General features: G+C 59.0%; 17 protein-coding genes. 12 read left to right on the top strand and 5 right to left on the bottom strand.

Annotated features, from left to right (window positions below; translation table 11 throughout):
• Positions 1-21 precede the first annotated feature (21 nt).
• From PHQ58_RS06010 to PHQ58_RS05995, 4 genes are all read right to left on the bottom strand, one after another.
• Positions 22-3,300, bottom strand: a complete 3,279-nt coding sequence (locus PHQ58_RS06010; RefSeq protein WP_300108378.1) for an efflux RND transporter permease subunit — start codon at positions 3,298-3,300, stop codon at positions 22-24.
• Positions 3,301-3,308: 8 nt separating this feature from the next.
• Complete coding sequence (locus PHQ58_RS06005; RefSeq protein ID WP_300108375.1) at positions 3,309-4,382, bottom strand: efflux RND transporter periplasmic adaptor subunit; 1,074 nt, start codon at positions 4,380-4,382, stop codon at positions 3,309-3,311.
• 136 nt (positions 4,383-4,518) lie between these two features.
• Positions 4,519-5,013: a single-stranded DNA-binding protein gene (gene ssb / locus PHQ58_RS06000; RefSeq protein ID WP_300108373.1), complete on the bottom strand. Its 495-nt coding sequence runs from the start codon at positions 5,011-5,013 to the stop codon at positions 4,519-4,521.
• A 73-nt stretch (positions 5,014-5,086) separates the two neighbouring features.
• Positions 5,087-6,277 (bottom strand): MFS transporter, encoded by a 1,191-nt coding sequence (locus PHQ58_RS05995; protein WP_300108464.1) that lies wholly within the window; start codon positions 6,275-6,277, stop codon positions 5,087-5,089.
• A gap of 234 nt (positions 6,278-6,511) precedes the next feature.
• Between PHQ58_RS05995 and uvrA the strand changes: the two genes are divergently transcribed.
• The 5 genes from uvrA to PHQ58_RS05970 all read left to right on the top strand — a co-directional run bounded on the left by uvrA (position 6,512) and on the right by PHQ58_RS05970 (position 15,751).
• Entirely contained in the window at positions 6,512-9,607 is a 3,096-nt protein-coding gene (uvrA, locus tag PHQ58_RS05990; protein WP_300108370.1) for an excinuclease ABC subunit UvrA, read from the top strand.
• Positions 9,608-9,703: 96 nt separating this feature from the next.
• The gene (locus PHQ58_RS05985; RefSeq protein ID WP_300108367.1) at positions 9,704-10,741 is read left to right on the top strand and encodes a GGDEF domain-containing protein; all 1,038 of its coding nucleotides are present in this window, start codon (positions 9,704-9,706) and stop codon (positions 10,739-10,741) included.
• A gap of 41 nt (positions 10,742-10,782) precedes the next feature.
• Entirely contained in the window at positions 10,783-12,705 is a 1,923-nt protein-coding gene (locus PHQ58_RS05980; RefSeq protein ID WP_300108364.1) for a methyl-accepting chemotaxis protein, read from the top strand.
• Between the two features lie 97 nt (positions 12,706-12,802).
• Positions 12,803-15,346 carry a HAMP domain-containing sensor histidine kinase gene (locus tag PHQ58_RS05975; protein WP_300108361.1) on the top strand — a complete coding sequence of 848 codons (2,544 nt, stop codon included), beginning with the start codon at positions 12,803-12,805 and terminating at the stop codon, positions 15,344-15,346.
• Between the two features lie 3 nt (positions 15,347-15,349).
• Positions 15,350-15,751, top strand: a complete 402-nt coding sequence (locus tag PHQ58_RS05970) for a response regulator (protein WP_300108359.1) — start codon at positions 15,350-15,352, stop codon at positions 15,749-15,751.
• A gap of 53 nt (positions 15,752-15,804) precedes the next feature.
• Here PHQ58_RS05970 and pyrF read toward each other — a convergent pair whose 3' ends face one another.
• Positions 15,805-16,635: an orotidine-5'-phosphate decarboxylase gene (gene pyrF, locus PHQ58_RS05965; RefSeq protein ID WP_300108356.1), complete on the bottom strand. Its 831-nt coding sequence runs from the start codon at positions 16,633-16,635 to the stop codon at positions 15,805-15,807.
• 129 nt (positions 16,636-16,764) lie between these two features.
• On the opposite strand from pyrF, the gene PHQ58_RS05960 reads away from it, so the two are divergent.
• The 7 genes from PHQ58_RS05960 to PHQ58_RS05930 all read left to right on the top strand — a co-directional run bounded on the left by PHQ58_RS05960 (position 16,765) and on the right by PHQ58_RS05930 (position 25,512).
• Positions 16,765-17,802 carry an HD domain-containing phosphohydrolase gene (locus tag PHQ58_RS05960; protein ID WP_300108352.1) on the top strand — a complete coding sequence of 346 codons (1,038 nt, stop codon included), beginning with the start codon at positions 16,765-16,767 and terminating at the stop codon, positions 17,800-17,802.
• A 64-nt stretch (positions 17,803-17,866) separates the two neighbouring features.
• Positions 17,867-18,697 carry a phosphate/phosphite/phosphonate ABC transporter substrate-binding protein gene (locus PHQ58_RS05955; protein WP_300108349.1) on the top strand — a complete coding sequence of 277 codons (831 nt, stop codon included), beginning with the start codon at positions 17,867-17,869 and terminating at the stop codon, positions 18,695-18,697.
• A 2-nt stretch (positions 18,698-18,699) separates the two neighbouring features.
• The gene (locus PHQ58_RS05950) at positions 18,700-21,369 is read left to right on the top strand and encodes a response regulator (protein WP_300108346.1); all 2,670 of its coding nucleotides are present in this window, start codon (positions 18,700-18,702) and stop codon (positions 21,367-21,369) included.
• A gap of 104 nt (positions 21,370-21,473) precedes the next feature.
• Complete coding sequence (locus tag PHQ58_RS05945; protein ID WP_300108343.1) at positions 21,474-21,977, top strand: molybdopterin-dependent oxidoreductase; 504 nt, start codon at positions 21,474-21,476, stop codon at positions 21,975-21,977.
• Between the two features lie 7 nt (positions 21,978-21,984).
• Positions 21,985-24,222 (top strand): hybrid sensor histidine kinase/response regulator, encoded by a 2,238-nt coding sequence (locus tag PHQ58_RS05940; protein ID WP_300108340.1) that lies wholly within the window; start codon positions 21,985-21,987, stop codon positions 24,220-24,222.
• Positions 24,223-24,342: 120 nt separating this feature from the next.
• Positions 24,343-24,519 (top strand): hypothetical protein, encoded by a 177-nt coding sequence (locus PHQ58_RS05935; protein WP_300108338.1) that lies wholly within the window; start codon positions 24,343-24,345, stop codon positions 24,517-24,519.
• A 51-nt stretch (positions 24,520-24,570) separates the two neighbouring features.
• Positions 24,571-25,512: a cation diffusion facilitator family transporter gene (locus PHQ58_RS05930; protein WP_300108335.1), complete on the top strand. Its 942-nt coding sequence runs from the start codon at positions 24,571-24,573 to the stop codon at positions 25,510-25,512.
• The last annotated feature ends 115 nt before the right edge of the window (positions 25,513-25,627 follow it).

Here is a 25,627-nt window from a genome sequence, read left to right as displayed (position 1 = left end):
TTGTCTCCTCAGTATTAAAAGTTAGTGAGCCTTGTCAAGCGAAACCGGCGCATCTGTGCGCGCCTCCATACGACGCCAATACAGCGCGTAATACAACACCGGTATCACCACCAGCGTGAGCAGGGTGGACACCAGAATACCGAAAATCAAGGAAATCGCGAGCCCATTGAAGATGGGGTCATCCAGAATAAAAAAAGCACCAATCATGGCGGCCAGGCCAGTCAGCGCAATCGGCTGCGCCCGCACTGCGGCAGACTGCACCACGGCCTCTTTGAAAGCCATGCCTTGCGACACCTGGAGCTCAATAAAGTCCACCAGCAGGATCGAATTACGCACAATGATGCCGGCCAGCGCAATCATGCCAATCATGCTTGTGGCCGTGAACTGCGCATTCAGCAGCGCGTGGCCCGGCATCACGCCAATGAGGGTGAGCGGAATTGGCGCCATGATCACCAGCGGCGTCAGGTAACTTCTGAACTGCGCGACCACCAGCAAATAAATCAGGATCAAGCCCACGCCGTAAGCGGCACCCATGTCACGGAAAGTGTCATAGGTGATTTGCCACTCGCCGTCCCACTTGATGGAATACTGGCGGTAAGGGTCGCTGGGTTGGTTGATCCAATACTCGCCCAACTCGCCTGTGCCCGGCAACGCCGCGTCTTGGAGCCCCTTGCGGATGGCAAACAAGCCATATAACGGCGAGTCCAGCTTGCCTGCCATGTCACCAAAGACGTAACTGACACCCTGCAGATCCTTGGTGAAAAAAGGTTTGTCAATGACACCTTTTTCGACCCGCACCAGTTCGGACATCGGCACCATCTGACCGTTGGCGGCGCGCAGTGGCATGGCCAAAATGGCATCTAGCCCGACTTGGTCCTTCAAGGGCAACTGCAAACGCACAGGCACCGGGTATTTGGTGTGGCCATCATGTAAAAACGCGGCGTCTACGCCAGTCAGTGCCATGGCGGCAGTTTGCGCCACGGCGGCCACCGAAATACCCAGCGACTCGGCACGCTGACGCCGCACATGAAGGTAAGCACGTGGTGCATCTTCCTCAAGGGAGGTGTCCACGCCCACGATGTCAGGTGTGGCGGCAAAAGCCAGTGCCACCCGCATGGCCAAGGCTTGCCGGCCGGCCTCATCCGGGCCATAAACCTCGGCCACCAAAGGCGACATCACCGGCGGACCCGGGGGTACTTCCACCACCTTGATACGAGCCTGGTGGCGCTTGCCAATACGTTCCAGTTCAGGGCGCAGCCGCTGGGCAATCGCATGGCTTTTATCGCTGCGTTGGTGTTTATCCACCAAATTGACCTGCAAATCGCCCTGCTCGGCATCGCCGCGCAAGTAATACTGACGCACCAGCCCATTGAAGGTAATGGGTGATGCGGTGCCCGCGTAAGCCTGCAGATTCATCACCTCAGGTTGCTTGGCCAGATAAGCGCCCAACTCATGCAGGGTTGCTGCCGTGTTTTCCAACGGCGTGCCCGCCGGCATCTCGACCACCACCTGAAACTCGCTCTTGTTGTCAAAAGGCAGCATCTTCAGCACCACCCATTGCACCATCGCCATGCCGACGGAAAGCAACAACGCCACCAAAATGCCCAACAGCAGCAGCCAGCGTTTTTTGGCGCTGTTCAAAAATGGGGTCAGCGCCCAGGTAAAGAGTCGCTGCAGTTTTGGGCCCAAGCCAGTGGGTTGTGCCCCACTGACTGCACCGTGCGGGTGCTCACGCATGAGCTTGAGCGCCAGCCAGGGTGTCACGGTAAAAGCAATGGCCAGGGAAATGGCCATGCCCAGACTCGCATTGATCGGGATCGGGCTCATGTAGGGGCCCATCAGGCCGGTCACAAAAGCCATCGGCAACAACGCAGCGATCACCGTCAAGGTGGCCAAAATGGTCGGGCCACCCACCTCATCCACCGCCGCCGGAATGATGTCGCGCAGGCTGCGCTCAGGGTATAGATTCTGGTGCCGGTGAATATTTTCCACCACCACAATGGCATCGTCCACCAAAATACCAATCGAGAAAATCAGTGCAAACAGCGACACCCGGTTCAGCGTGAAGCCCCAGGCCCAAGACGCAAACAAAGTAGCCATCAGCGTCAGGATCACCGCCGCGCCGACAATCACCGCCTCGCGTCGGCCCAGCGCAAACCCAACCAACAGAATCACTGAGCCCGTGGCAAAAGCCAGCTTCTGGATCAGCTTATTGGCTTTGTCAGCTGCCGTTTCGCCATAGTCACGAGTGACCGTGGCTTGAATGTTGGCGGGGATGACCGTGTTGCCAAGCTCCTGAATGCGCGCGCGCACCGCCCTTGACACATCGACCGCATTGGTACCGGGTTTTTTAGTCACAGTCAAGGTCAGCGCGGGGTAAACACCGCCTGCGGCAACGCCATGCCCGGTGGCGTCGGGTGCGGCACCCGGAGTGAACCACACATAGCGCTGTGGCAACTGTGCACCGGACTCTATTCGAGCCACTTCACGCAAGTACACCGGGAGGCCTTTGTTCACACCCACCACCACGTCGCCGACATCTTGTGCAGAACGCAAGAATTCACCGGTTTCTACCGCCAGCATCTGCCCGCCCGGGGCGTCAGCGTCAATCACGGCGCCCGAAGGAATACTGGCATTGGCGCCAGCCAATGTGGCCCTAAGCGCCATCACATCAACACCACGCTCACGCAAGCGGACCGGGTCCAGCCACACCTGTACTGCCCGCTTTGGCCCCCCAATGGTTTGCACCTCGCGGGTGCCGGGCACACGCTTCAACTCGGCCTCAACAGTGGTTGCGACACGCTCAATGTCCACCGCAGCCAGGGCATCTTTGCTCCATAGCGTCACGGCCAATACTGGCACATCGTCAATGCCTTTGGGTTTGACGATGGGCGTCAGCGTGCCCAGTTCGCGCGGCAACCAGTCCTGGTTGGCGTTCAGCACGTCATAAAGGCGCACCAAGGCATCGGTGCGCGGCACACCCACCTCAAACTGCACGGTCAGAATGGCAAGCCCTGGGCGCGCCACCGAATAAGTGTGTTCAATACCGGCAATTTGGCTCAGCACCTGCTCGGCCGGGCGCGCCACCATGTTGTGCACATCCACACTGGACGCCCCGGGAAAGGGGATCAGCACATTGGCCATCGTCACATTGATTTGTGGCTCTTCTTCACGCGGTGTCACCATCACCGCAAACACGCCCAATAACAAGGCCACCAAGGCCAATAAGGGCGTGATGGCGTTTAGCTTGAAAGCCAGCGCCAGGCGGCCAGAAATACCCAGTTTGGAGTTATTTGCCATGCCGGGACTCACTTGGCTGCGCTGGTGGCGGGTTTGGCACCGGCCAGACCGGCACGAACAGGGTCCAGCGCCACTTGATCAGTTTCACTCAAGCCGGCCAACACTTCGATACCTTGCGTGCCATGTTCTGCGCCGAGCCGAATGGCCTTCAGGGAAAAACCAGCGTCAGAGGCCACATAAACAGCCGTCAACTCGCCGCGACGCAACACGGCAGCCACCGGAATGACCAGCCGCTGCGACTGCCCCGCAGCAAACCGCACCCGTACCTGCTGCCCCGGCAGAACGCCTTTAACCGCTGAGTCAGGCAAGTCCAGCCGCCACTCAATGGTTTGCGACACCGCATCAGCCGTTGGCAAATGGCTGACCAGGCTGGGGCGCACCCATTGTGGTGAGCCATCTGCGGCGCGGAGCTGCACCTCAACGGCCGCACTCCCCTGCACCAGCGCCGAGCGCGAAACGGGTATCTGCACCACGGCACGCAACGGCAACGGGGCATACAAGGTCAGCAGGGGCTTGCCCGGAAAAGCCAGGTCACCCGCCTCTGCCAGTGTTTGCAACACGAAAGCATCAAAAGGGGCCGTCACACGGGTGAAGCCTTGCGTCAACCCGGATTGCATTTCACCCGCCGTGGCTTGCTCGCGGGCGGCTTGCGCTGACTTGAGTTGCGCGCGGGCGGTGTCCATGGCGGCAGCACTGACGAAGCCTTTGGCCAACAAGTCCCGGGTGCGCTCGAAGTTGGCTTGGGCGTTGCCAAGCTCCGCCTGTGCCTGCGCTGCCTGCGCCCGGCTGCGCTGCACACCTGTTTGGGTTTCGCGGTCATCAATGGTGGCGAGCAGTTGACCGGCACGCACTTTGTCGCCTGCTTTCACCGCAGAAGAGACGATGCGCCCTGAAGCTTGAGCCGACACGGTAATTTGTTTGACAGGTTGCACCACACCATCCATCTCGAAGCCCTGCCCCACAGATTTGAACTGCACTGCGGCCATCGGGACCTGAACCGTCCCTTGCGCCAGCACAGTTGATGTGAATAAAACAGCCGTCAACGCCACCAAGGCGCTGCCAAATAACGAAAACGAGCGCATGGAATATCCTCAGTTTAATACTGCCGGGAGTATATGAGAACTTCCGGATTGCTTGCAAGTGGTTGCATGATGGCATTAAAAAACCCCGGTAGCTATTGGCTTGCCGGGGTTTTGTTTACTTAATTGTTTTTTTGGTCTAGAACGGAATGTCGTCATCCATGTCGTCAAAACCGCTGGCTGGACGCGCCGCAGCTTGGGGCGCAGGCGCCTGACGTGCTGGAGCGGGGGCTGCACGCGGAGCCGGCGGCTGACGGCTGTAGCCGCCGTCATCGTCACCCTGGCTTGGCTCACCACGGCCTTCCCGGCCACCGAGCAACTGCATTTCACTGGCAACGATGTCGGTAGCATATTTTTCGATGCCATCCTTGTCGGTGTACTTGCGGGTTTTGATGCGGCCTTCGACGTAAACCGGATTGCCTTTTTTCAGGTATTGGCTGGCAATTTCAGCCAAGCGGCCAAAAAACGTCACCCGGTGCCATTCGGTTTCTTCGACCATTTCACCGGTCTTGCCTTTGTAGCGACTGCTGGTGGCAATGGTGATGTTGGCCACCGGGTCACCGCTGGGCAGGTAGCGCACTTCAGGGTCGCGCCCCAGGTTGCCCAGCAAAATCACTTTGTTCACAGATGCCATGGTTTGTCCTTCATATCAATTTAAATAGCGAGTATTGGTTGGCGCGCAAAAAGCGTGTGTGTTGATTTTCAGTTTATCCGGCTTTGACTGCCGCCCCATGCCCGATGGGTGCTTGCATTGGCCAGGCCACTACGAGCCAGGCCAGCATGAGCACAGCACATACCGCAAATAGACCACTGGCTCCGCCATGTTTCATCAGCCAACCGCCGCCCATACCCCCGGCAAAAAAACCCAGCGACTGCAACGTGTTGTAGACCCCGATGGCCGCACCCCGGCTGGCGGGTGGTGCCAGACGTGACACGATGCTGGGCTGGCTGGCCTCCAGCACATTGAAGCCGTAAAAAAACACAAACAGCAGCCCGCCCAACAGCGCAATGCTCGGGGTATTACCCACCTGCCACCATAGCCCGGCCTGCACCACCGCCGTCAACCCAATCGAAGTCAGGAACACGGCCCTCAAATAGCCGCGCTTTTCCAGCTGAAACAAACTGCCGCCCATCACCACAAACGAGCCCAGCACGGCAGGCAGATAGACCTGCCAATGGTGATCCCTCGGCAAACCCGCCTGCACCAACATGGCCGGCAGAGCCAACCACATGGCCAATTGCACCGCATGCAGCACAAACACCCCAAAATTCAGCCGAAGCAGCGCTGGCGAATGCAGCACATCGGCCACACTGCCACGCGGCTGGTTTTTATGTTTCAAAGGTTCAGCCGGCACCCACCAGATGACAGCAGCCACGCCCAGCAACGCCAGCACACCGGTCAGGGTAAAAATGCCCACCAAGCCGATCCAGCCGGCCAAAACTGGAGCGGCCACCAGGGACAGCGCAAACATCAAACCAATGCTGGCACCTACCAGCGCCATCGATTTGGTGCGCACCGCGTCACGCGTCTGGTCGGCCAGCAGCGCCGTCACGGCGGCTGACACGGCACCAGCACCCTGCACGGCCCGGCCAATCGCCAACCAGGTCAGGCTGGGCGCCAAGGCCGCCACCACACTGCCCGCGGCAAACACGAACAAGCCAAACACAATCACACGCTTGCGCCCGATCCGGTCCGACGCCAACCCGTATAAAAACTGCAACATGGCCTGCGTCAGCCCGTAAATACCCATCGTGAGCCCAACCATGGTGGCATCGTCGCCACCCGGATAGCGCGCTGCTTCGATGGCGAACACCGGCAAAATCAGAAACAACCCCAGCATGCGCAGGGCAAAAATAGACGCCAACGAAAAACTGGCACGCTTTTCCAGCGCCGTCATGGCGGTCGCAGCCTTGGCACCCCTTGATGCCAGCGGAACATTCGAATCTGACAAAGGCTTCTCCGAAAAACACAAACTCAACCCAGCCGGGCTGAAGATTGCGGATTGTCCCCGATTCTTTTCCGGACCAGGGAAACAGGCAGCGGCGTCGGAAGCTGGCAGAAACCAGCGTGCATTGACTATCATGGCGGGTTTCCCACGGCTCGTTGACCGTCATTTTTGAGCACCCGCACCTTGAACCCTTCCGACACCCACACCCCAAAACTTGCCGAGGGTCGCTACTTGGGCGCGGCATTGCAGCAACAAAACATCAGCATCCGCGGTGCGCGCACGCACAACCTGAAAAACATCGACCTCGATATTCCGCGCAACCAGTTGGTGGTCATCACCGGCCTCTCAGGCTCGGGCAAGTCCAGCCTGGCGTTTGACACGCTTTACGCCGAAGGCCAGCGCCGCTATGTGGAAAGCCTGAGCACCTACGCCAGGCAGTTTTTGCAGTTGATGGACAAGCCCGACGTGGACATGATCGAGGGCCTGAGCCCGGCCATCTCCATTGAACAAAAAGCCACCAGCCACAACCCGCGCTCCACGGTGGGCACGGTGACCGAGATTCACGACTACTTGCGCCTGCTGTTTGCCCGCGCCGGCACGCCCTATTGCCCCGAGCACCAGCTGCCCCTGCAGATGCAGACCGTGAGCCAGATGGTAGACACCACGCTGACCCTGCCGGAAGACACCAGACTGATGATTCTGGCCCCGGTGGCACGTGAAAAAAAGGGCGAGTTTCTGGAACTGTTTGCGGACATGCAGGCCCAGGGCTACGTGCGCTTTCGCGTCAACGGCCAAACCTGTGAGGTTGACCAACTTCCCGCCCTGAAAAAAACCGAGAAACACGACATTGACGTGGTGATTGACCGCATCAAGGTGCGCCATGCCCCCGCCGACCCACACGCTGACCGCAGCGACTTTGACAACCTCAAACAACGCCTGGCAGAAAGCTTTGAGGCGGCCTTGCGGGTTGCCAATGGCCGCGCCATAGTGGTCGAAATACCTGTCGAAATTGATAGTACCTCACGCAATAAATACGAGGGCTACAAGTCAAAAGAGCATTTATTTAATGCCAAGTTTGCTTGCCCGGTGTGCAGCTACTCGATCTCGGAGCTTGAGCCACGCCTGTTCTCGTTCAACTCGCCGGTGGGGGCTTGCCAAAGTTGTGATGGCTTGGGTGCCACCGAGGTGTTTGATACGGCGCGGGTGGTGGCTTTCCCCACGCTGAGCCTAGCCAGCGGCGCCATCAAGGGCTGGGACCGACGCAACGCCTATTACTTTGCCATGCTGGAAAGCCTGGCTGAGCATTACAAATTTGACATTGACCAACCGTTTGAGTCGCTGCCACCAGCCGTGCAACACGCCGTGCTGCACGGCTCCGGGCTGGAAGACATCAAGTTCAGCTACGTGATGGATTCGGGCGCCTCCAGCGGTAAAAAGGTCAGCAAAAAACACCCGTTCGAGGGCATCCTCCCTAACATGCAGCGGCGTTACCGCGAGACCGAATCCAACGTGGTGCGCGAAGACCTGGCTCGCTTGCGCAGCGTGCAGCCCTGCCCGGCCTGCGCGGGTAGCCGCTTGCGCGCAGAAGCGCGCCATGTGCGCATCGGCGAAGGTGCACAAGCCAAAGCCATATTCGAGCTCAGCCACTACACGTTGGCCGAGTGTTTTGCCTACTTCAACACCCTCACCATGCACGGCGCCAAGGGCGACATTGCCGCCAAGGTAGTACGTGAAATCAGCCTGCGCCTGAAATTTTTGAACGATGTCGGCCTGACTTACCTGAGCCTCGATCGCAGCGCCGAAACTTTGAGCGGTGGCGAGTCACAACGCATTCGCCTAGCCAGCCAGATTGGCAGCGGCCTGACGGGCGTGATGTATGTGCTGGACGAACCCAGCATTGGTCTGCACCAGCGCGACAACGACCGCCTGATTGACACCCTGAAACACCTGCGTGACATTGGCAACAGCGTGTTGGTGGTCGAGCATGACGAAGACATGATGCGCGCGGCCGACCAGATCATCGACATGGGCCCGGGTGCCGGCGTACATGGCGGGCGCGTCATGGCGCAGGGCACGTTTGACGAGGTCAAAGCCACTGCAACTTCGCTCACCGGCCAGTATTTAAGCGGCGCGCGCTGCATTGCTGTGCCCCCCCACCGCACCGCCTGGCTGCCCACCGTGGCGCCAAAACCCTTCAATGGCGGCAAGGCCAGCCGTTTTGCACCCAGCCCGGCCGCGCTCAAACGCGCCGAACGCGAGGCGCAACACAACGCCACGCTGGGCGAGCTGCAAGCGCTCAAAGTCATTGGCGCCAGCGGCCACAACCTGAAAGGCGTGGATGTGGCTTTCCCGGTGGGGCTGTTCACCTGCGTCACCGGGGTGTCGGGCTCGGGCAAGTCCACGCTGGTAAACGACACACTCTACAAGGCGGTGGCGCGCACCATTTACCGCGCACATGACGAAGCCGCCGAACACGTCGCCATCGAAGGCATTGAGTACTTCGACAAGGTCATCAATGTCGACCAGTCGCCGATTGGCCGCACACCGCGCTCCAACCCCGCCACCTACACCGGCTTGTTCACCCCGATTCGTGAACTGATGGCCGAGGTGCCCACCGCGCGCGAACGTGGTTACGGCCCGGGGCGCTTCAGCTTCAATGTGGCCGGTGGCCGCTGCGAAGCCTGCGAGGGCGACGGCATGGTCAAGGTCGAGATGCACTTTTTGCCCGACGTGTATGTTCCGTGCGACGTGTGTTTGGGTAAACGCTACAACCGCGAGACGCTGGAGGTGCTCTATAAAGGCAAAAACATCGCGCAAATTCTGGAACTCACGGTAGAGGCGGCGCACGAGTTCTTCAAAGCCGTGCCGACGATTGAGCGCAAGCTGCACACCCTGCTGGACGTGGGCTTGAGCTATATCCGGCTCGGCCAGGCCGCCACCACGCTGTCCGGTGGCGAGGCGCAACGCGTCAAGCTGGCGCTGGAGCTGAGCAAACGCGACACCGGGCGCACGCTCTACATCCTGGACGAGCCCACCACGGGGCTGCACTTTGCTGACATTGACCTGCTGCTCAAGGTGCTGCACCAGTTGCGCGACGCGGGCAACACCATCGTGGTGATTGAGCACAATCTGGATGTGATCAAAACGGCCGACTGGCTGATAGACATGGGCCCAGAAGGCGGCAGTGGCGGCGGCACCGTGGTGGGGGTCGGCACGCCCGAGCAATTGGCCGCCAACCCGGCCAGCCACACCGGGCGTTACCTGGCGCGACTCTTGTGAAAGTTGGCCAAATGCGCGCTCTCCTGGCGCTAAAGTCTTGCTTTCACCCGGTTTACCCTGTGGCTTAGCTGGGGTGCTTGGTAGTAGACTCGTTTCATGAATTCTTTGCTTGTCGACATAGCCAGCTTGAGCGGCCTGCGTGACCGCCAGTCCATTGACTTCGGACTGGCCAAGCTCATGCTCAACACCAATTTATGGCAACTTTCCACAGTCCGCTTGGTGCGGGCAGTGGGACCGTCTGACAACCAGCACTGGCTGACCTTGGCGAGCATGGCGCGCGGTCATGCCGAGCCCGAGCGTGACCACGTTTGGCTGGACCTGAGCCACTTGCCGGCCTTGAGCGACTTCCCGCTGCGTGAAACCGCCATCATGACCGAATCGGTGGCTTGCCAGGGCAGCGGGCCACTGACCACCGTCTTCCCCATCGACACCCAGGCCAGTGTCTGCAGCTTGCTGGAAGTCACATCAGACCAGCCCATCCCGGCTGACACTCAGGGCCATATCGACAGTGTCCTGCACCTGTACGAAAACCTGCAATCCTTGCTGGACTACGGTGAAAAAGACATGCTCACTGAGCTGCTTAACCGCAAGACATTTGACAGTGCATTCTGGCGCGCCGCCCAAACCCAGGAAGCCGCCGCAAATCCAGCGCAAGCGGAGCGTCGGGCCAGCACATCAGACAGCAACTACTGGCTGGCCGTGATCGACATTGACCACTTCAAGCGCGTCAATGACAACTTTGGCCACCTGATTGGCGACGAGGTCTTGCTGCTGCTGGCACGCCACATGCGCGCCAGTTTTCGCTTCCACGACCAGCTGTACCGCTTTGGTGGCGAAGAGTTTGTGGTGCTGATGCGTTGCGCCAGCCATACCGATGCCACCGTCGCGCTGGAGCGCTTCAGGACGCAGATCGCCGAACACGACTTTCCACAAGTCGGTCACGTCACCATCAGCGTTGGGTTCACCCCGCTGAGCGACAACGACACCCCCAGCGGCGCGTTCGACCGCGCTGACAAAGCCGTGTATTTCGCCAAAGGCAACGGTCGCGACCAGGTCTGCAGCTACACCGCCCTGGTGGCATCTGGCGACCTGGTGGCACCTGCAGACGACGCAGAAGAAGTCGATTTCTTTTAGTACACCCAAAAACACTTATTCAAAATCAAAGGACGCCAGTCATGTCACTGTTACACCGCATGAAACTCAGCCAGAAATTCATGGTCCTCGGGCTGGTTGCCTTGGTCATGGTCGGCATCCCCAGCCTGATGTATTTCCAGCGTGCCATGGTGGAAATAGGCGATGCCCAGCGCGAACTACGCGGTGCCCCGCCGCTGCTGGCCATCAACAAAGTCATTCAATACAGTCAAGTCCACCGCGGCATGTCGGCCAGCATGCTCAATGGCAATGTGGCGCTGGAAGCGCGCCGCCCGGCTCTGCGCGACAAGCTCAACACCGCCATGACCGAGCTGGAAGCCCAACTCAAAGCCAGCGACACACCTGCGGCACTACAAACCCGCTGGGCCGACCTTCGGCGCACCTGGGTCGAATTGGAGCAAGGCGTGGCAAGCAAGACGCTAGACACGCCAAAAAGCACAGGCCAGCACACCGCCATGATCACCAAACAGTTGCAATTAAGCGAAGAGCTGCTCGATGAGTTCAAGCTCAGCCAAGACCCGGGCAATGACACCTATGCCCTGATCCGCGCCACCATGGTCGACATGCCCTGGCTGGCCGAAAACATGGGCATCATGCGTGCCATGGGCAGTGGTTTCCTGACCAAGGCCGAAGCCCCACCGGCAGGTCGCGCCACCATGGCCGCCTTGCTTAAAAGGGCCCGTGAGCTGGAAACCAGCATGTTTCGCCAGTTGGACCGCGCCAACACGGCCAACCCGGCGCTGAAAGCCGTTCTGAGCACCGGTGCTGCGGCCAGCCGCAGCGCAGTGGACAAAACCCTGGCACTGGCGGAGAGCGAGGTCATCACCGCACCAGAGCTGAAGTTTGTGGCGGTCGACTATTTTGACGACTTCACCCGCACCATTGACGGCCTGTTTGAGTTCAACACCCTGGCCATGAAATCACTGGTCAGCACCCTGGAAGCCCGTGTGACCCATGCGCGCAACGTCGAATGGCTGGTGGCAGCGGTGATTTTGGGTGGCTTGGCAGCGGCGCTGTGGCTCTCATTGTTGTTCATTCGAAGCATCACCGGCCCTATCCATGAAGCTTTGACAATAGCCCATGCCGTCGCCGAGGGCGACTTGCGCATCAAAGTCAATGTGCAGGGTGACAACGAACTTGGCCAGCTCCTGCAGGCGCTGGCCGCCATGCGCGACCACCTGGCCCGCGTGGTGCAACAAGTGATGACAGGCGCCGAGAGTGTGGCCACGGCCAGCGCCCAAATCGCCCAAGGTGACAACGACCTGAGCGGACGCACCGAGGAACAAGCCAGCGCGCTGCAAGAAACCTCGGCCTCGATGGAAGAACTCGGCAGCACCGTGCAGCAAAACGCCGACAACGCCCACCAGGCCAACCAGCTGGCGCAAAACGCCAGCACGGTGGCCATCAAGGGCGGTGAGGTGGTGGGCCAGGTGGTTCACACCATGAAGGACATCAACGACTCCTCACGCAAAATCGCCGACATCATCAGCGTGATCGACGGCATTGCCTTTCAAACCAACATTCTGGCGCTGAATGCTGCCGTCGAAGCCGCTCGCGCCGGTGAGCAGGGCCGTGGCTTTGCCGTGGTGGCCAGCGAGGTGCGCTCCCTGGCCGGGCGCAGCGCCGAGGCAGCCAAAGAAATCAAGCAACTGATTGACGCGAGCGTGGAGCGCGTGGCACAAGGCACGGTGCTGGTCGACCAAGCGGGCAGCACCATGACCGAAGTGGTGAGCGCCATCCGTCGCGTGACCGACATCGTGGGCGAAATCAGTTCATCCAGCACCGAACAAGCCTCCGGCGTGTCGCAAGTGGTGGAAGCGGTGGCGCAAATGGACCAAACCACCCAACAAAACGCCGCTCTGGTGGAAGAAATTGCTGCTGCCGCCGACAGCTTGCGCAGCCAGGCACAACAGTTAGTGCAAACCGTTTCCGTCTTTAAATTATGAGATAAATTGGCTTCTAGCCCTTATTAATAAAGCGTGAGTAGCTATTTTTTAAATAGCATATAAGAAGAACACCACCAAGTCGTACCGGAACAACCCCATGCAAACCCCGCGATTTTTCGAGCAACTGGGCCTGCGCGCAAAACTGATTGTCATTTTTGTGGCCATCAAGGTGGTGCCGCTGGTGCTGCTGGCCTGGTACGCCTGGCAAGCCGTGCAAGACCTGGGCCACGGCGTGTCCACCCGTGCCGTGCAAATGGCCGATGCGATGCGCATCACGCAGCAGCAAACTGGCAAAACCGCCAACGACGACGCCGTGCGGGCACTGGACGAGCGCTCGCGCGAGGCCATTGAGTCACTGACCACCGATTTGGCCCGTCAAGTGGCCGACTTTTTATACGACCGCGACAAAGACCTGCTGCAAGCCGCTGATCTGGAACCCGCCGACGCCGGCTACCGGCGTTTCATCACCGGCCACACGCGCGAGCTTGTTGGCCACGGCCGCTACGTACCCAGTGAAGACGGCAAATCTTGGGTGCCAGCCGAGCCTTTCAAGCCAGAAAACCAGGTGCGTGCCCCCCTGCCAGACAACGCCAAAGATTTTCATACCCGATTGCCAGAAAACTATGGGCTGGCCACGCAGCGCCCACTGTTTCTGGAAATGAGCTTCATCGGCCTCAATGGGCTTGAAAAAATCAAGGTCACACAAGGCAGTTTGCTGGCTCCTGGCTTGCGCGATGTCAGCGTGCGCGAAAACACCTTTGTCAAGGCAGAAACCTACTGGCCGGCGTTGACCAAGCTCAAGCCCGGTGAGATTTATGTCTCGGAGGTGATCGGCGCCTACGTGCCGACCCAATGGATTGGCCCCTACACCAAGGCCCGCGCCGAAGAACTTAAAAAACCTTTTACCCCCGAGGCCTCAGGCTACGCCGGCCTGGAAAACCCGGTGGGCAAACGCTTTCAAGGCATTGTGCGTTGGGCCACCCCGGTACAAAAAGGTGGCCGTGTGGTGGGCTACGTCACACTGGCGCTGGACCATGCCCACTTGATGGCCTTCACCAATAAAGTGCGCCCCACGCCAGACCGTTTTGCCCCGATTGCCGACCCCGCATCAGGCAATTACGCCTTCATGTGGGACAGCAAGAGCCGCGCCATTGCACACCCGCGCGACTATTTCATCGTGGGTTATGACCCCCAGACCGGACAGCCCGCCGCCCCCTGGATGGACCAGGAGCTGTGGGCCAGTTGGCAAGCCAGCGGCAAGCCCTGGCATGAGTTCCAGCCCGGCGTGCTGGCCTTTCAAGACCAGTCACTCAAACGCAAGCCGGCCCCCGAGTCCAGCAAATCAGGCAGCGTGGCGCTGGACTGCCGCTACCTGAACTTTTCACCCCAATGCCACGGCTGGGATGCGCTCACCGAGCACGGCGACTCGGGCTCGTTTGCGATCTTTTTCTCTGGCCTGTGGAAGCTCACCACGGCTGCCACCATTCCGTATTACACCGGCCCCTATGCCCAAAGCAAACGCGGATTTGGTTATGTCACCATTGGGGCAAATGTGGACGACTTCCATAAAGCCGCCACCGAGTCGGGCAAACGCATCGACGCCTTGATTGCCAAGGCAGATGTCGCCTCCAAGCAAGAGAGAGAAGGTCTGCAAAACACCATCAGCACGCGCTTGCGCAACACCGCACTGGGTTTGACAGCCTCTACGTTGGTGATGATTGCGCTGGTGATTGCGATTGCCATCTGGATGGCCAGCGCACTGACCCGGCGCATCACCGAGATGAGTGCTGGCATCAGCCGTTTTCAAGGCGGCGATTTGTCGCACCGGCTAGAGGTGCGCGGCAAAGACGAAATGGCCGAACTGGCCAAGTCTTTCAACCACATGGCAAGCGAGGTGCAACACTCGTTTGGTCGCCTGGACGACGCACGCCAGGCAGCAGAGCAAGCCAACCGCCTGAAAAGCGAATTTTTGGCCAACATGTCGCATGAGCTACGCACCCCCTTGAATGGCATTTTGGGCTACGCCGAACTGCTGGAGCTGGAGCTGGAAGACCCCGCGCAGCGCGACTATGCCAAAACCATCCGCGCCAGTGGCGAGCATTTGCTGACCCTGGTGACCGACGTGCTGGATTTGGCCAAAATTGAGGCGGGCCGCATGGACTTCAACCTGGCCCAGGTTGACCTGCCGAGCTTGTTGACCGAGGTGGTTGGGTTGGAGTTGGGGCATGCCAAGTCGAAAGACCTGCGCATTGAATTGCAAGCTGACGCCCTGCCCCCGCTGGTATTTGCAGACCCTGTGCGGCTGCGCCAGGTGTTGCTGAACCTGACCAGCAATGCACTCAAATTCACCACGCAGGGCGGCGTTCTGGTGCGTGCGGCGCAAGTGGGCGATCGCGTTCGCATTGAGGTGCAAGACACCGGCGTGGGCATCAAACCGGACGACCTGCAACTTATTTTTGAGAAATTTCGCCAGACTGAAGCCTTCGTCACGCGCAGCCAACAGGGCACCGGCCTGGGCCTGACGCTGGCCAAAGAACTGGTGCAACGCATGGGCGGACAGATTGGCGTAACCTCCAGCCCCGGCGAAGGCTCCACCTTTTATGTGGATTTGCCCGCCGCCAACGACTCCAACATCGCCTGAAAAATGACAAGCATAGAAACTGTAAACGCCTCACGCCGGGTGCTGGTGGTAGACGACGTGATGCTGAACCGCAAGCTGGCCATCGCCTTTTTGTCGCGCATGGGCTGGCAAACCTTTGAGACGGATGGTGGCCTGGCCGCGCTTGAGTGGCTGGCCAACAACCCGCCGGTGGATGTGCTGCTGCTTGACATCAGCATGCCTGACCTGTGCGGCGAGTCGGTATGCGAGCAACTGCGCGCCAACCCTGCCTTTGGCAGCCTGAAAATTGTCGCTTATACCGCGCACGCGGGCTCTGATGACACCCAGCGTTTTTTGGCCAATGGCTTCAACGCCGTGCTGATCAAGCCAATTTCATCGCAGCGCCTGAAAGACGTGCTGGCCGAGCTGGTCGGTAGTGATGGATGAACGCACCTGCGTCACCCATCCACCGGTCTGCCGATCTTTTGTTCCGGTGAACTTTACGCCGCAGCCTTTGCGGCCTGCAACACATCACGCGTTCTGATCGCCTCTTGCCGGGCAGCCGCTGCAAAGTCAGCGCCATGGGAGGCATACAACACCGCCCGCGATGAATTCACGACAATGGGGCCCGCCTCGCGCCAACCTGCACGCACGGTCGCCAGCGCATCACCACCTTGGGCGCCTACGCCCGGAATCAGCAGCGGCAGCGTTGGTGCCAGCGCACGCACCCGCTCGATCTCAGCCGGATAAGTGGCGCCCACCACCAGCCCAAGCTGACCGTTCAGGTTCCACGGCCCCTGCGCCAACTGCGCAATGTGTTCATACAGGCGCGGCTCACCGGGCACCGTGGCGAGGCGCTGGTTCTGGAAATCATCACCACCGGGGTTGGAGGTGCGGCACAGCAAAAACGCCCCTTTGCCGTGGTATTTCAAATACGGCGCAATGGTGTCAAAGCCCATGAATGGCGACAAAGTGACGGCGTCGGCACCATAACGCTCAAACGCCTCTTTTGCGTATTGCTCTGCGGTGCTGCCAATATCGCCGCGCTTGGCATCCAGAATGATCGGCACGCCGGGCGCAGCACGGCGCATGTGGGCCATCAGGCGCTCCAATTGGTCTTCAGCGCGGTTGGCGGCAAAGTAGGCAATTTGTGGCTTGAAGGCGCTCACCAGGTCGGCCGTAGCGTCCACTATGGCTGCACAAAAGTCGTAAATTTTGCTGGCATCGTCTTTGAAAGCGACGGGGAATTTAGCAGGCTCGGGGTCCAGCCCGACGCACAACATGGAAGAGTTTTGGCGCTCTGCCTGGCGCAATAGGTCTAAAAAATTCATGCGCAGATTGTATGAAGCGCAAACGGCACGCCGCAAATTGACAGATGCGCCGGCCCGAACCGCTCGATGCACCTAAAACTGCAGTAAATTAGCTGTGTGTCTGCGGCCCAAATATGCGTTGGAGTTCCCATGAAAGTTGTGATTGTTGATGACGTGCAAATGAACGTCACCCTGCTCAAGCACCTGGTGCTGAAGCTCGCCGAAGCCGAGGCCGTGTGTTTTACCGACCCGCTGGCGGCGCTGGACTGGTGCCTGGCCAACGACCCCGACCTGGTCGTTGTTGATTACATGATGCCTGGGCTCAGCGGCACCGATCTGGTTAAAAGCTTTCGTGTGAAGTACCCCGACACCCCGGTGCTCATGGTCACCGCCAACCACGAATTGGCGCTGCGCCACCAAGCCCTGGACATCGGTGTGACCGATTTTTTAAACAAACCCATCAACAACACCGAGTTTTTGGCCCGCGCAAAAAACATGCTGGCCCTGAACCGCAGCCACAAGCACCTGGCAGAAGAGGTGCGAAAAGCCACAGCCAAACTGGTGGAACAAGAACGTGAAACCATTTTTTGTCTGGCCAAAGCCGCCGAATACCGCGACCCCGAAACCGGTGCCCACATTTTGCGCATGGCGCATTACTCCAAACACATTGCCCGGGTGCTCGGCCTGCCCGAAGACCAACAAGACCTGCTTCTGCAGGCTGCCCCCATGCACGACATCGGCAAGGTCGGCACACCGGACATGATCTTGCTCAAACCTGGAAAACTCACGCCCGAAGAATTTGACGTGATGAAATTGCACGCCGTGATTGGTTACGAAATCCTTGAGGCCAACAGCTCAGCCCTGATGAAAGTGGCCGCTGAAATTGCCCACACACACCACGAAAAATTTGATGGCAGCGGTTACCCGCGTGGCCTCAAGGGCAATGACATTCCCCTGTTTGGCCGCATCGTAGCCGTGGCAGACGTGTTTGACGCCCTCACCTCCGAGCGACCCTACAAAAAGGCCTGGTCGGTGGAAGATGCCTCTAAACTGCTTAAAGAAAGCGCTGGTGGGCATTTTGACCCTGCCTGTGTCGCCGCCTTCTTCACTGACTTTGACGCCATTTTGGCCATCAAGGCCCGCTTCGCGGACGATGACCAGACAAGCCGCCCCATGAACCAGATGTGAAACACAGCGCCTGCGGCAATTGCCAGGGCAGCCAAACGTCACCACCACACTAGGCTTCACTCCCATGCACACACCTTCAAGTTCTCGTCGTTTATTCATGGTCAGCGCGCTGCTGTTTACCCTCCAGGTACAAGCACAACCAGTGCAACAACAACCGTTTCGGCTGGGGATTGCGCCGCACACCAGCGCCCGCGTTATTTTGGAGATGTACCAGCCCCTGCGTCTGCACCTTGAAAAAGCACTGGGCGTGCCGGTGGAAGTGGTCACAGCGCCTGACTTTACCGAGTTTGCCCAGCGTCTGATGCACCAGGACTACGACCTGGCAGTGACCACCGGCCACCAAGCCAGATTGGCGCAGCTTGATGCCAATTACACCCCGCTGCTGACCTACAGCGCTGAATTTCGAGCCGTGGCACTGGTGGCAGGCAACGGACCGATTCGTCGGCCCGAAGACCTCAAAGACAAGCCTGTGCTGGGCTTGTCGCCCACTTCACTCGTCACATTGTGGGGCCAGCACTGGCTCAAGAAAAACAGTTTGAGTCAGCCACTGCGTTACGTCAGTGCCTCAGACAGTGTGGTGCATCTGGTGCTAGAAGGCCAGGCCGCTGCCGGATTTACGTCAATGGCCAATTACCAAAGCCTGCCACGAGATTTGCAGGCGCAGCTGCGCTTTCTGGTCATCAGCGAGCCCATGGCCGGGCGGGTTTATGTCCTCAACCGCCAGCAACTGGCACGCAAACCGGCGCTTGAGGCTGCACTGCAAAGTTTTGCCCAAAGCGAGGCCGGCAAAACTTACTTTGCCAGGTACAAACTCGATGGCTACCGCGCACTCAAACCCAAAGAACTCGACGCCATGGACCCTTACGCGTCTGAAGTTCGCGCAACCCTGAAGTGATCATGTTTCAGCGCTCTGTGCGTGCCCGGCTGCTGCTGGTGGCGCTGTTGATTGAAGCCGTGATGCTGACGGTGCTGGTGTCCAACAGTTCGCGCCTGATGCACAACTACATGACTGAGCAACTGGCACAACATGCAGCGCAAATCACCCCGGTGCTCACAGCAGCGTTGGTGGCGCCGTTGGCCCAGCGCGACTATGCCACCGTGCAGTCTGTGCTGGACGAGAGCCGCAGCGAAAATGGGGTGGGCTACCTGGCCGTGACCAACCTGCAAGGCCACATCATGGCCAGCAGTGGTTTGGCAAGTGGCCAGGCTTTACCCAAACCTGACGATAGCCTGGCACTGATCGGCCAAAACGGCAAGTCCGACTACGCTGTCAGCAAACCGATCGGCATCCACGGACAGCCCCTGGGCACACTCCATTTTGGTCTGGACCTGTCACACATTCTGTTGGCCCAAAAAAGCCTGCTCACGCAAGGTGTGCTCATCGCCCTTGGCGAACTGCTGTTGTCATTTTTGGTGTTGACGGCGTTGGTGTGGTGGATGACGCGCCACCTGGCAGACCTGACGCGCGCCAGCCAGCAAGTGGCTGCAGGCAACCTGAGCCCGGCACCCGTCAAGGAAGGCGATGACGAGCTTGGCAAACTGGGAGCTGCATTTAACGCCATGTCGCGCGCCACCAACGAGCGCGTGCTGGAACTGATGGCAGCCAAAGAGGCGGCCGAACAAATGGCTCGGGTCAAAAGTGATTTTCTGGCCAATATGAGCCATGAAATCCGCACCCCCATGAACGGCATCATTGGCATGACCAACCTGGCGCTTGACACCGACCTGAACGCCGAACAGCGCGAGTACATTGGCTTGGTCAAGACATCCGCCGACGCCTTGCTGACCATCATCAATGACATTCTGGACTTCTCCAAAATCGAGTCCGGAAAGCTGAACGTGGAAGTGATCGAGTTTTCACTGGAAGTGATGCTGCGCGACACCATGAAATCCCAGGCCTTGCGGGCGCATCAAAAAGGGCTTGAGCTGCTGCTACGTGTGGCCCCTGATGTACCCGACCGCGTCTTGGGCGACCCCGGGCGCATTCGCCAGATCATCATCAACCTGGTGGGTAACGCCATCAAGTTCACCGAGCGCGGTGAAATCGAGGTCTCGGTACAAACCCAGGAAGGGGCCCCGCAAGGCCAGGCCCGCTTGCGCTTTGGCGTGCGTGACACCGGTATTGGTATCGCACCCGAAAAGTTTGAAGCCATCTTTGACTCGTTTTCACAGGCCGACACCAGCACCACTCGCAAATATGGCGGCACTGGCCTGGGGTTGACCATCTCCAGCCAACTGGTGAACTTGATGGGCGGGCAAATCCAATTGCAAAGCGCCGTGGGTGCGGGCAGCACGTTTTACTTCACGCTGGACCTGCCCACGCGTTCCGGCAATGCCTTGGCCAGCTACCAAAAAACAGGCCGAATCAAAGGCCTACCAGTGCTGGTAGTGGACGACAACCACACCAACCGACGCCTGCTGTGTGACATGTTGACCAACTGGAAGATGTGCCCAACCACGGTCGCTGATGGTGCATCTGCTCTAGTCGAGTTGCGCCGCGCAACTGACGCCGGCAAGCCCTATGCGCTGGCACTGCTGGACGTGCAAATGCCCGGCATGGACGGCTTTGAGCTGGCCGAGCAGATGCGTGCACAACTGCCCCCAAAAACCACCACCGTCATGATGCTGACCTCGCAAGGCCAACGCGGCGATGGCGAACGCTGCAAACAACTGGGCGTGGCAAGTTACTTGTATAAACCCGTTTCCCAGTCTGATCTGCTGGACGCCATCATGACCGCGCTGGGTGAGCCTCTGCTGGGGCCTGCCCCCCTGATCACCCAACATTCATTGCAGGAAACCCGCCACAAACTCAATCTTCTGGTGGCAGAAGACAACCTCGTCAACCAAAGACTGGCGACGGTTTTGCTACAAAAGCAAGGCCACAGCGTGACTGTAGCCAATGATGGACTGGAGGCGGTGGCGCATTGGCAAACTGGCGCGTTTGATGCCATTTTGATGGACGTGGACATGCCGCAAATGAACGGCTACGAGGCCACCGAACGCATTCGCGCGCTGGAACAGGTCAGCGGCTCACGCATTCCCGTTGTGGCCATGACCGCCCACGCTCTGCAGGGCGCACGCCAAACCTGCCTGGATCACGGCATGGACGGCTACTTGTCCAAGCCAATCGACATCGACGCCCTGTGGCTTGAGTTGGATGCGCTCATGGCACCGCGCGTTGGTACAGCAAGCCACGCGGCCGCCCAGCCCAGTCCGGACGCCCGGCACGACCTCAGCGCGCTGGTGGTGGCAGACTTTGAGCAGCTTCGTGAAACCATCGACAACGACCAGGAACTGTTCAATGAACTGGTCGCGCTCTACCAAACCGACGCACCAGCGAAACGCGCGCAACTGCACGCCGCCCTGGACCAAGGCGATGCGGATACCGTCAAACGCAGCGCCCACGCGCTCAAGGGCATGGTGGGTATATTTTTCGCGCAGCGCGCCCTGGCCGCGGCGCAAGAGGTGGAAAAGCGCGCAGACCAAGCCGACTGTGCCAGCGCGGTGCGGCAACTTGATCAGGCCTTGGATGAATTGACTGCCAAGCTGCATGCGTATGTCTGGTGACGGCGCAAACAAGTCACTACAAGCGGCCACTTCATGGCAATGAATTAGACTTGCAAGCTGCAATTTTCAACACTTTTGCCACTTACTTTTTACATCGAGATCCAATGAAATCTATTGCCCATGTAATGACCCTGTGTGTTGCCTCGTTGGCCTTGCACCTGCCAGCCTTCGCCTTGCAGCCTGCCACCGGCAAAATCATTTTGTCCATCTCGGGCAAAGTTGCTGAAAAAAATACGGCCAACGCTGCAGCGTTTGACCTCGCCATGCTGGAAAAACTGCCACAGCAAACATTTACCACCATGACACCTTGGGACAAAAAACCCATCAAATTTACCGGCCCCTTGTTGCGCGATGTGCTCGCCGCAGCCAAGGCGACTGGCACCATCATCAAGGCCGCTGCGCTGAACGACTACCAAACCAGCATTCCGCTGGATGACGCCCAAAAATTTGATGTCATCGTGGCCCACAAAATGAATGACGAAGTGATTCCGGTCAAGACCAAAGGCCCGTTGTTCATTGTTTACCCGTTTGACACCAAGGCCGAATTGCGTTCCACGGTTTACTACGAGCGATCAGCCTGGCAACTGAAATCCATGACAATCGAGTAAGCCCGCCATGCAAGGTGCCGTCAAGAGTCGGCGCTATCTTTTTTGGTTGGCGCTAGGCACCGCTGCCATGGCTTTGGTCATGGCGGTTTTGATGGTGTTCGCCGTGTCGCAACGCCGTGCCATTGAACAAACTTTTGAGCAACGATCTGACTCCATCACAGCGCTGACGTTTCAGCTTGAAAGAGAGTTCTTACGGTTTCGCCAGGTGCTTGACAGTGCCGCGAACGGGCGCGCAGCACCCGACGCAGATGAGCTCAGCCTGCGCTCTGACCTGTTGAACAGCCGCATCGTCTTGTTGCGTGACAGCCCCAATATTTCAGTGCTGGCCAACCGCACGGAATTCACCGCGGTCATGCCCCGACTGGAGAGTTTGATCAGCCGCACAGAAGCGGTTATGGCCAAAACACCGCTGCAGCAGGCAGAGCTGGCTGGGCTGCTCGATGACTTCAAGGAAATCGGTACTGCCGTACAGGCGCTCAGCATGGCCGCTAACGCCGAGGTTTCACATCTGCTGGAGCACCAGGTTCAAAGCTCACTGAAAAAAAGCGACCTTATCATTTGGCTGACGCTGACCATGCTCATCATGTTGTTGGGGGCTGCCATGGCGTTGGCCTGGCGGCAAAAACGTCAGGAACTGGAGCGCCTGGCACTTCAAAAGCTTTCCCAAGACCTGCGCGAAACCAGCCTTCGCGCCGAGGCTGCCAGTCAGGCCAAAAGTGATTTTCTGGCCAATATGAGCCACGAAATTCGCACCCCCATGAACGGCATCATTGGCATGAGCGACCTGGCGCTTGACACCAACCTGACCGAAGAACAGCGGGAATATGTGGGCCAGGTCAAAGCGTCCGCCGATGCCTTGCTCACCATCATCAACGACGTTCTGGACTTTTCCAAGATCGAATCCGGCAAGATGGGCATCGAGCCGATCGAATTTTCGTTGGAAGCAATGCTGGGCGACACGCTGAAATCAATGGCACTGCGCACCCAACAAAAAGGCTTGAAATCGCTGCTGCAGCTGGCTGGCGATGTGCCCGGGCGCGTGTTGGGCGACCCTGGGCGCCTCCGCCAGGTGCTCATCAACCTGATTGGCAACGCCATCAAATTCACCGAGCGTGGCGAAATTGAGGTGACGGTGGCTTGCCAGGATGGTGCCCCACCCGGCCAGGTTCTTTTGTACTTCAGCGTGCGCGACACCGGTATTGGCATTGCACTCGATAAATTTGAAGCGATTTTTGAGTCGTTTTCACAAGCCGACACCAGCACCACCCGCAAATATGGTGGCACCGGCCTGGGGTTGACCATTTCCACCCAGCTGGTGGCCCTGATGGGTGGAAAGCTTCAAATTCAGAGCGAAGTGGGCACGGGCAGCACCTTTCATTTCACACTGGCGTTGCCGCTGCCCGAGCGTTCTGACACCAGCTTGGCACAGCCCATGGAAAACGGGCAACTCAAAGGCTTGCCCGTGCGGGCAGACGACACGCCTGCAACCCGACGACTGCTCAATCTGCTGCTGGCCGAAGACAATCTCGTGAACCAAAAAGTGGCCACCATCCTGCTGGAAAAACAGGGCCACCGCGTGACCGTGGCCAACAACGGCCTGAAAGCGCTGGCACACTGGCAAGCCGGGGGCTTTGACGCCATTCTGATGGACGTCGACATGCCCGAAATGAATGGTTATGAAGCCACTGAACGCATTCGCACGCTGGAACAAGGCAGCGGCACCCGCATCCCTATCGTGGCCATCACCGCGCACGCCATGCAAGGTGCACGTGAAGAGTGCCTTAGCCATGGCATGGATGGCTACCTGTCCAAGCCGATCAACGTCGACACCTTATGGCTTGAGCTGGACGCGCATTTGCCCGGCCCGCGGACTGAGGCCGCCCCACAAATTCACTTGGCCCAAGCGCCAGAATCCCCACTGACTGTGGCTGACTTTGCCCAGCTACGCCACACCGTAGACAACAACAAGGCGCTGTTTGACGAACTGGTGGCGCTTTATTTGGCCGATGGCCCGGTGCAACGCCAGGCCCTGCACTTGGGTCTGGCACAGGGTGATGCCGAGGCCGTGAAGCACGCCGCCCACGCACTCAAAGGCATGGTGGGCATTTTTGCTGCTGAACGCGCCGTCGCTGCGGCGCAAGCGGTGGAAAACCATGCCGGACACCCCGATTGCGCTGGCTCAGTGGCGCAATTTGATCAGGCGCTGGATGAATTTGATGCCGTTCTCAGGGCCTACCAGTGGTGATGCGTTGCCACCGACCCAACGTTCGCACGTAAGCAATCGTTAAGCATTGGCTAAGTCGGTCTTAAGGCGCAGGCGCGATGATTCATGCCATCGAATCAACACACACCTAAGAGGCCCGCCATGAATTCACACCTGAAACTCTTCATCACCAAGTACCTGACCGTTGTTTTTGCCACCTTGATGGCCGTGAGCTTTTTTGCTTTTCTGGCCATCCCTTACGGCTTGGGCGGTCACCCTGGCGAAGAGCGCGCCGCCCAAGGCCCCACGCTGGTCACTGTGGCTGAACCACAGGTTTAAGCCAAGCTGCCACTGGCCTAAACTTGGGGTTTTCCCTAGACCGATTGACCTATGCGCTCTGACGAATTTCCTGAACACGAAGAAGACAGCGTCTTCACCCCCGCCGAACGTTCAGCCGCCGCGGCGCGCTCCACTTGGGTCAGTGTCGCGGTCAATCTGGTGCTGAGCGTGGCCCAGATCGTGGTGGGTGTCTGGTCCAAATCCCAGGGCCTGATTGCCGACGGCATCCATACCCTGTCAGACTTGGTGGCTGACTTTGTGGTGCTGTTTGCCAACCACCACAGCCAGAAAGATGCAGACGATGACCACCCTTACGGCCATCAACGTTTTGAGACTGCCGCCTCGCTGGTGCTGGGCCTGTTGCTGCTGGCGGTGGGTCTGGGCATGTTGTGGTCGGCAGCCAGCAAGCTGCAAAACCCCGAGTCGATCGCCACGGTGCACATCACCGCCTTGTGGGTGGCGGGTGGCGCATTGATTGCCAAGGAGCTGCTGTTTCGCTATATGCTGGCGGTGGCAAAAAAAGTCAAAAGCAGCATGCTGGTGGCCAACGCCTGGCACGCCCGCTCAGACGCCGCGTCATCCTTGGTGGTGGGTGTGGGCATCATCGGCAACCTGATGGGTTACCCAATACTTGACCCGATTGCCGCTGCACTGGTGGGTTTCATGGTGACCCGCATGGGCTGGAACTTTGGCTGGGACGCGCTTCATGACCTGATGGACCGCGCCGTCGACGAGGCCGAGGTGGCTGCCATTCGACAGACCCTGCTGGACACCCCCGGCATCAGCAACGTGCACGATGTGCGCACACGCAAGATGGGCGACATGATTGTGGTGGACGCCCACCTGGAGGTGCTTGCCACCCTGAGCGTCGAACAGGGTCACGACATTGCGGTAGAGGCCCGCGCCCGTGTCATGCAGCGCCACCGCGTGCTGAACATGATGACGCACGTTGACCCTTACAAACGCCCGGACTTGGACCACGCTGTCGTTTGACCGCAAGCCGCTTCAAGCCGGGCACCGGATTTTGTAGGGCCCACTTCAGTGGGCCAGGTCGACTGAACTCGACCCCACAAGATGCAAAATGCATGTGTTCATGACATCCTGCTGC

Source organism: Rhodoferax sp. (assembly GCF_028688795.1).
Lineage (GTDB): Bacteria > Pseudomonadota > Gammaproteobacteria > Burkholderiales > Burkholderiaceae_C > Rhodoferax.
The sequence above is the reverse complement of the archived record's forward strand: the minus strand, read 5'-3'. Positions and strand labels throughout refer to the sequence as shown.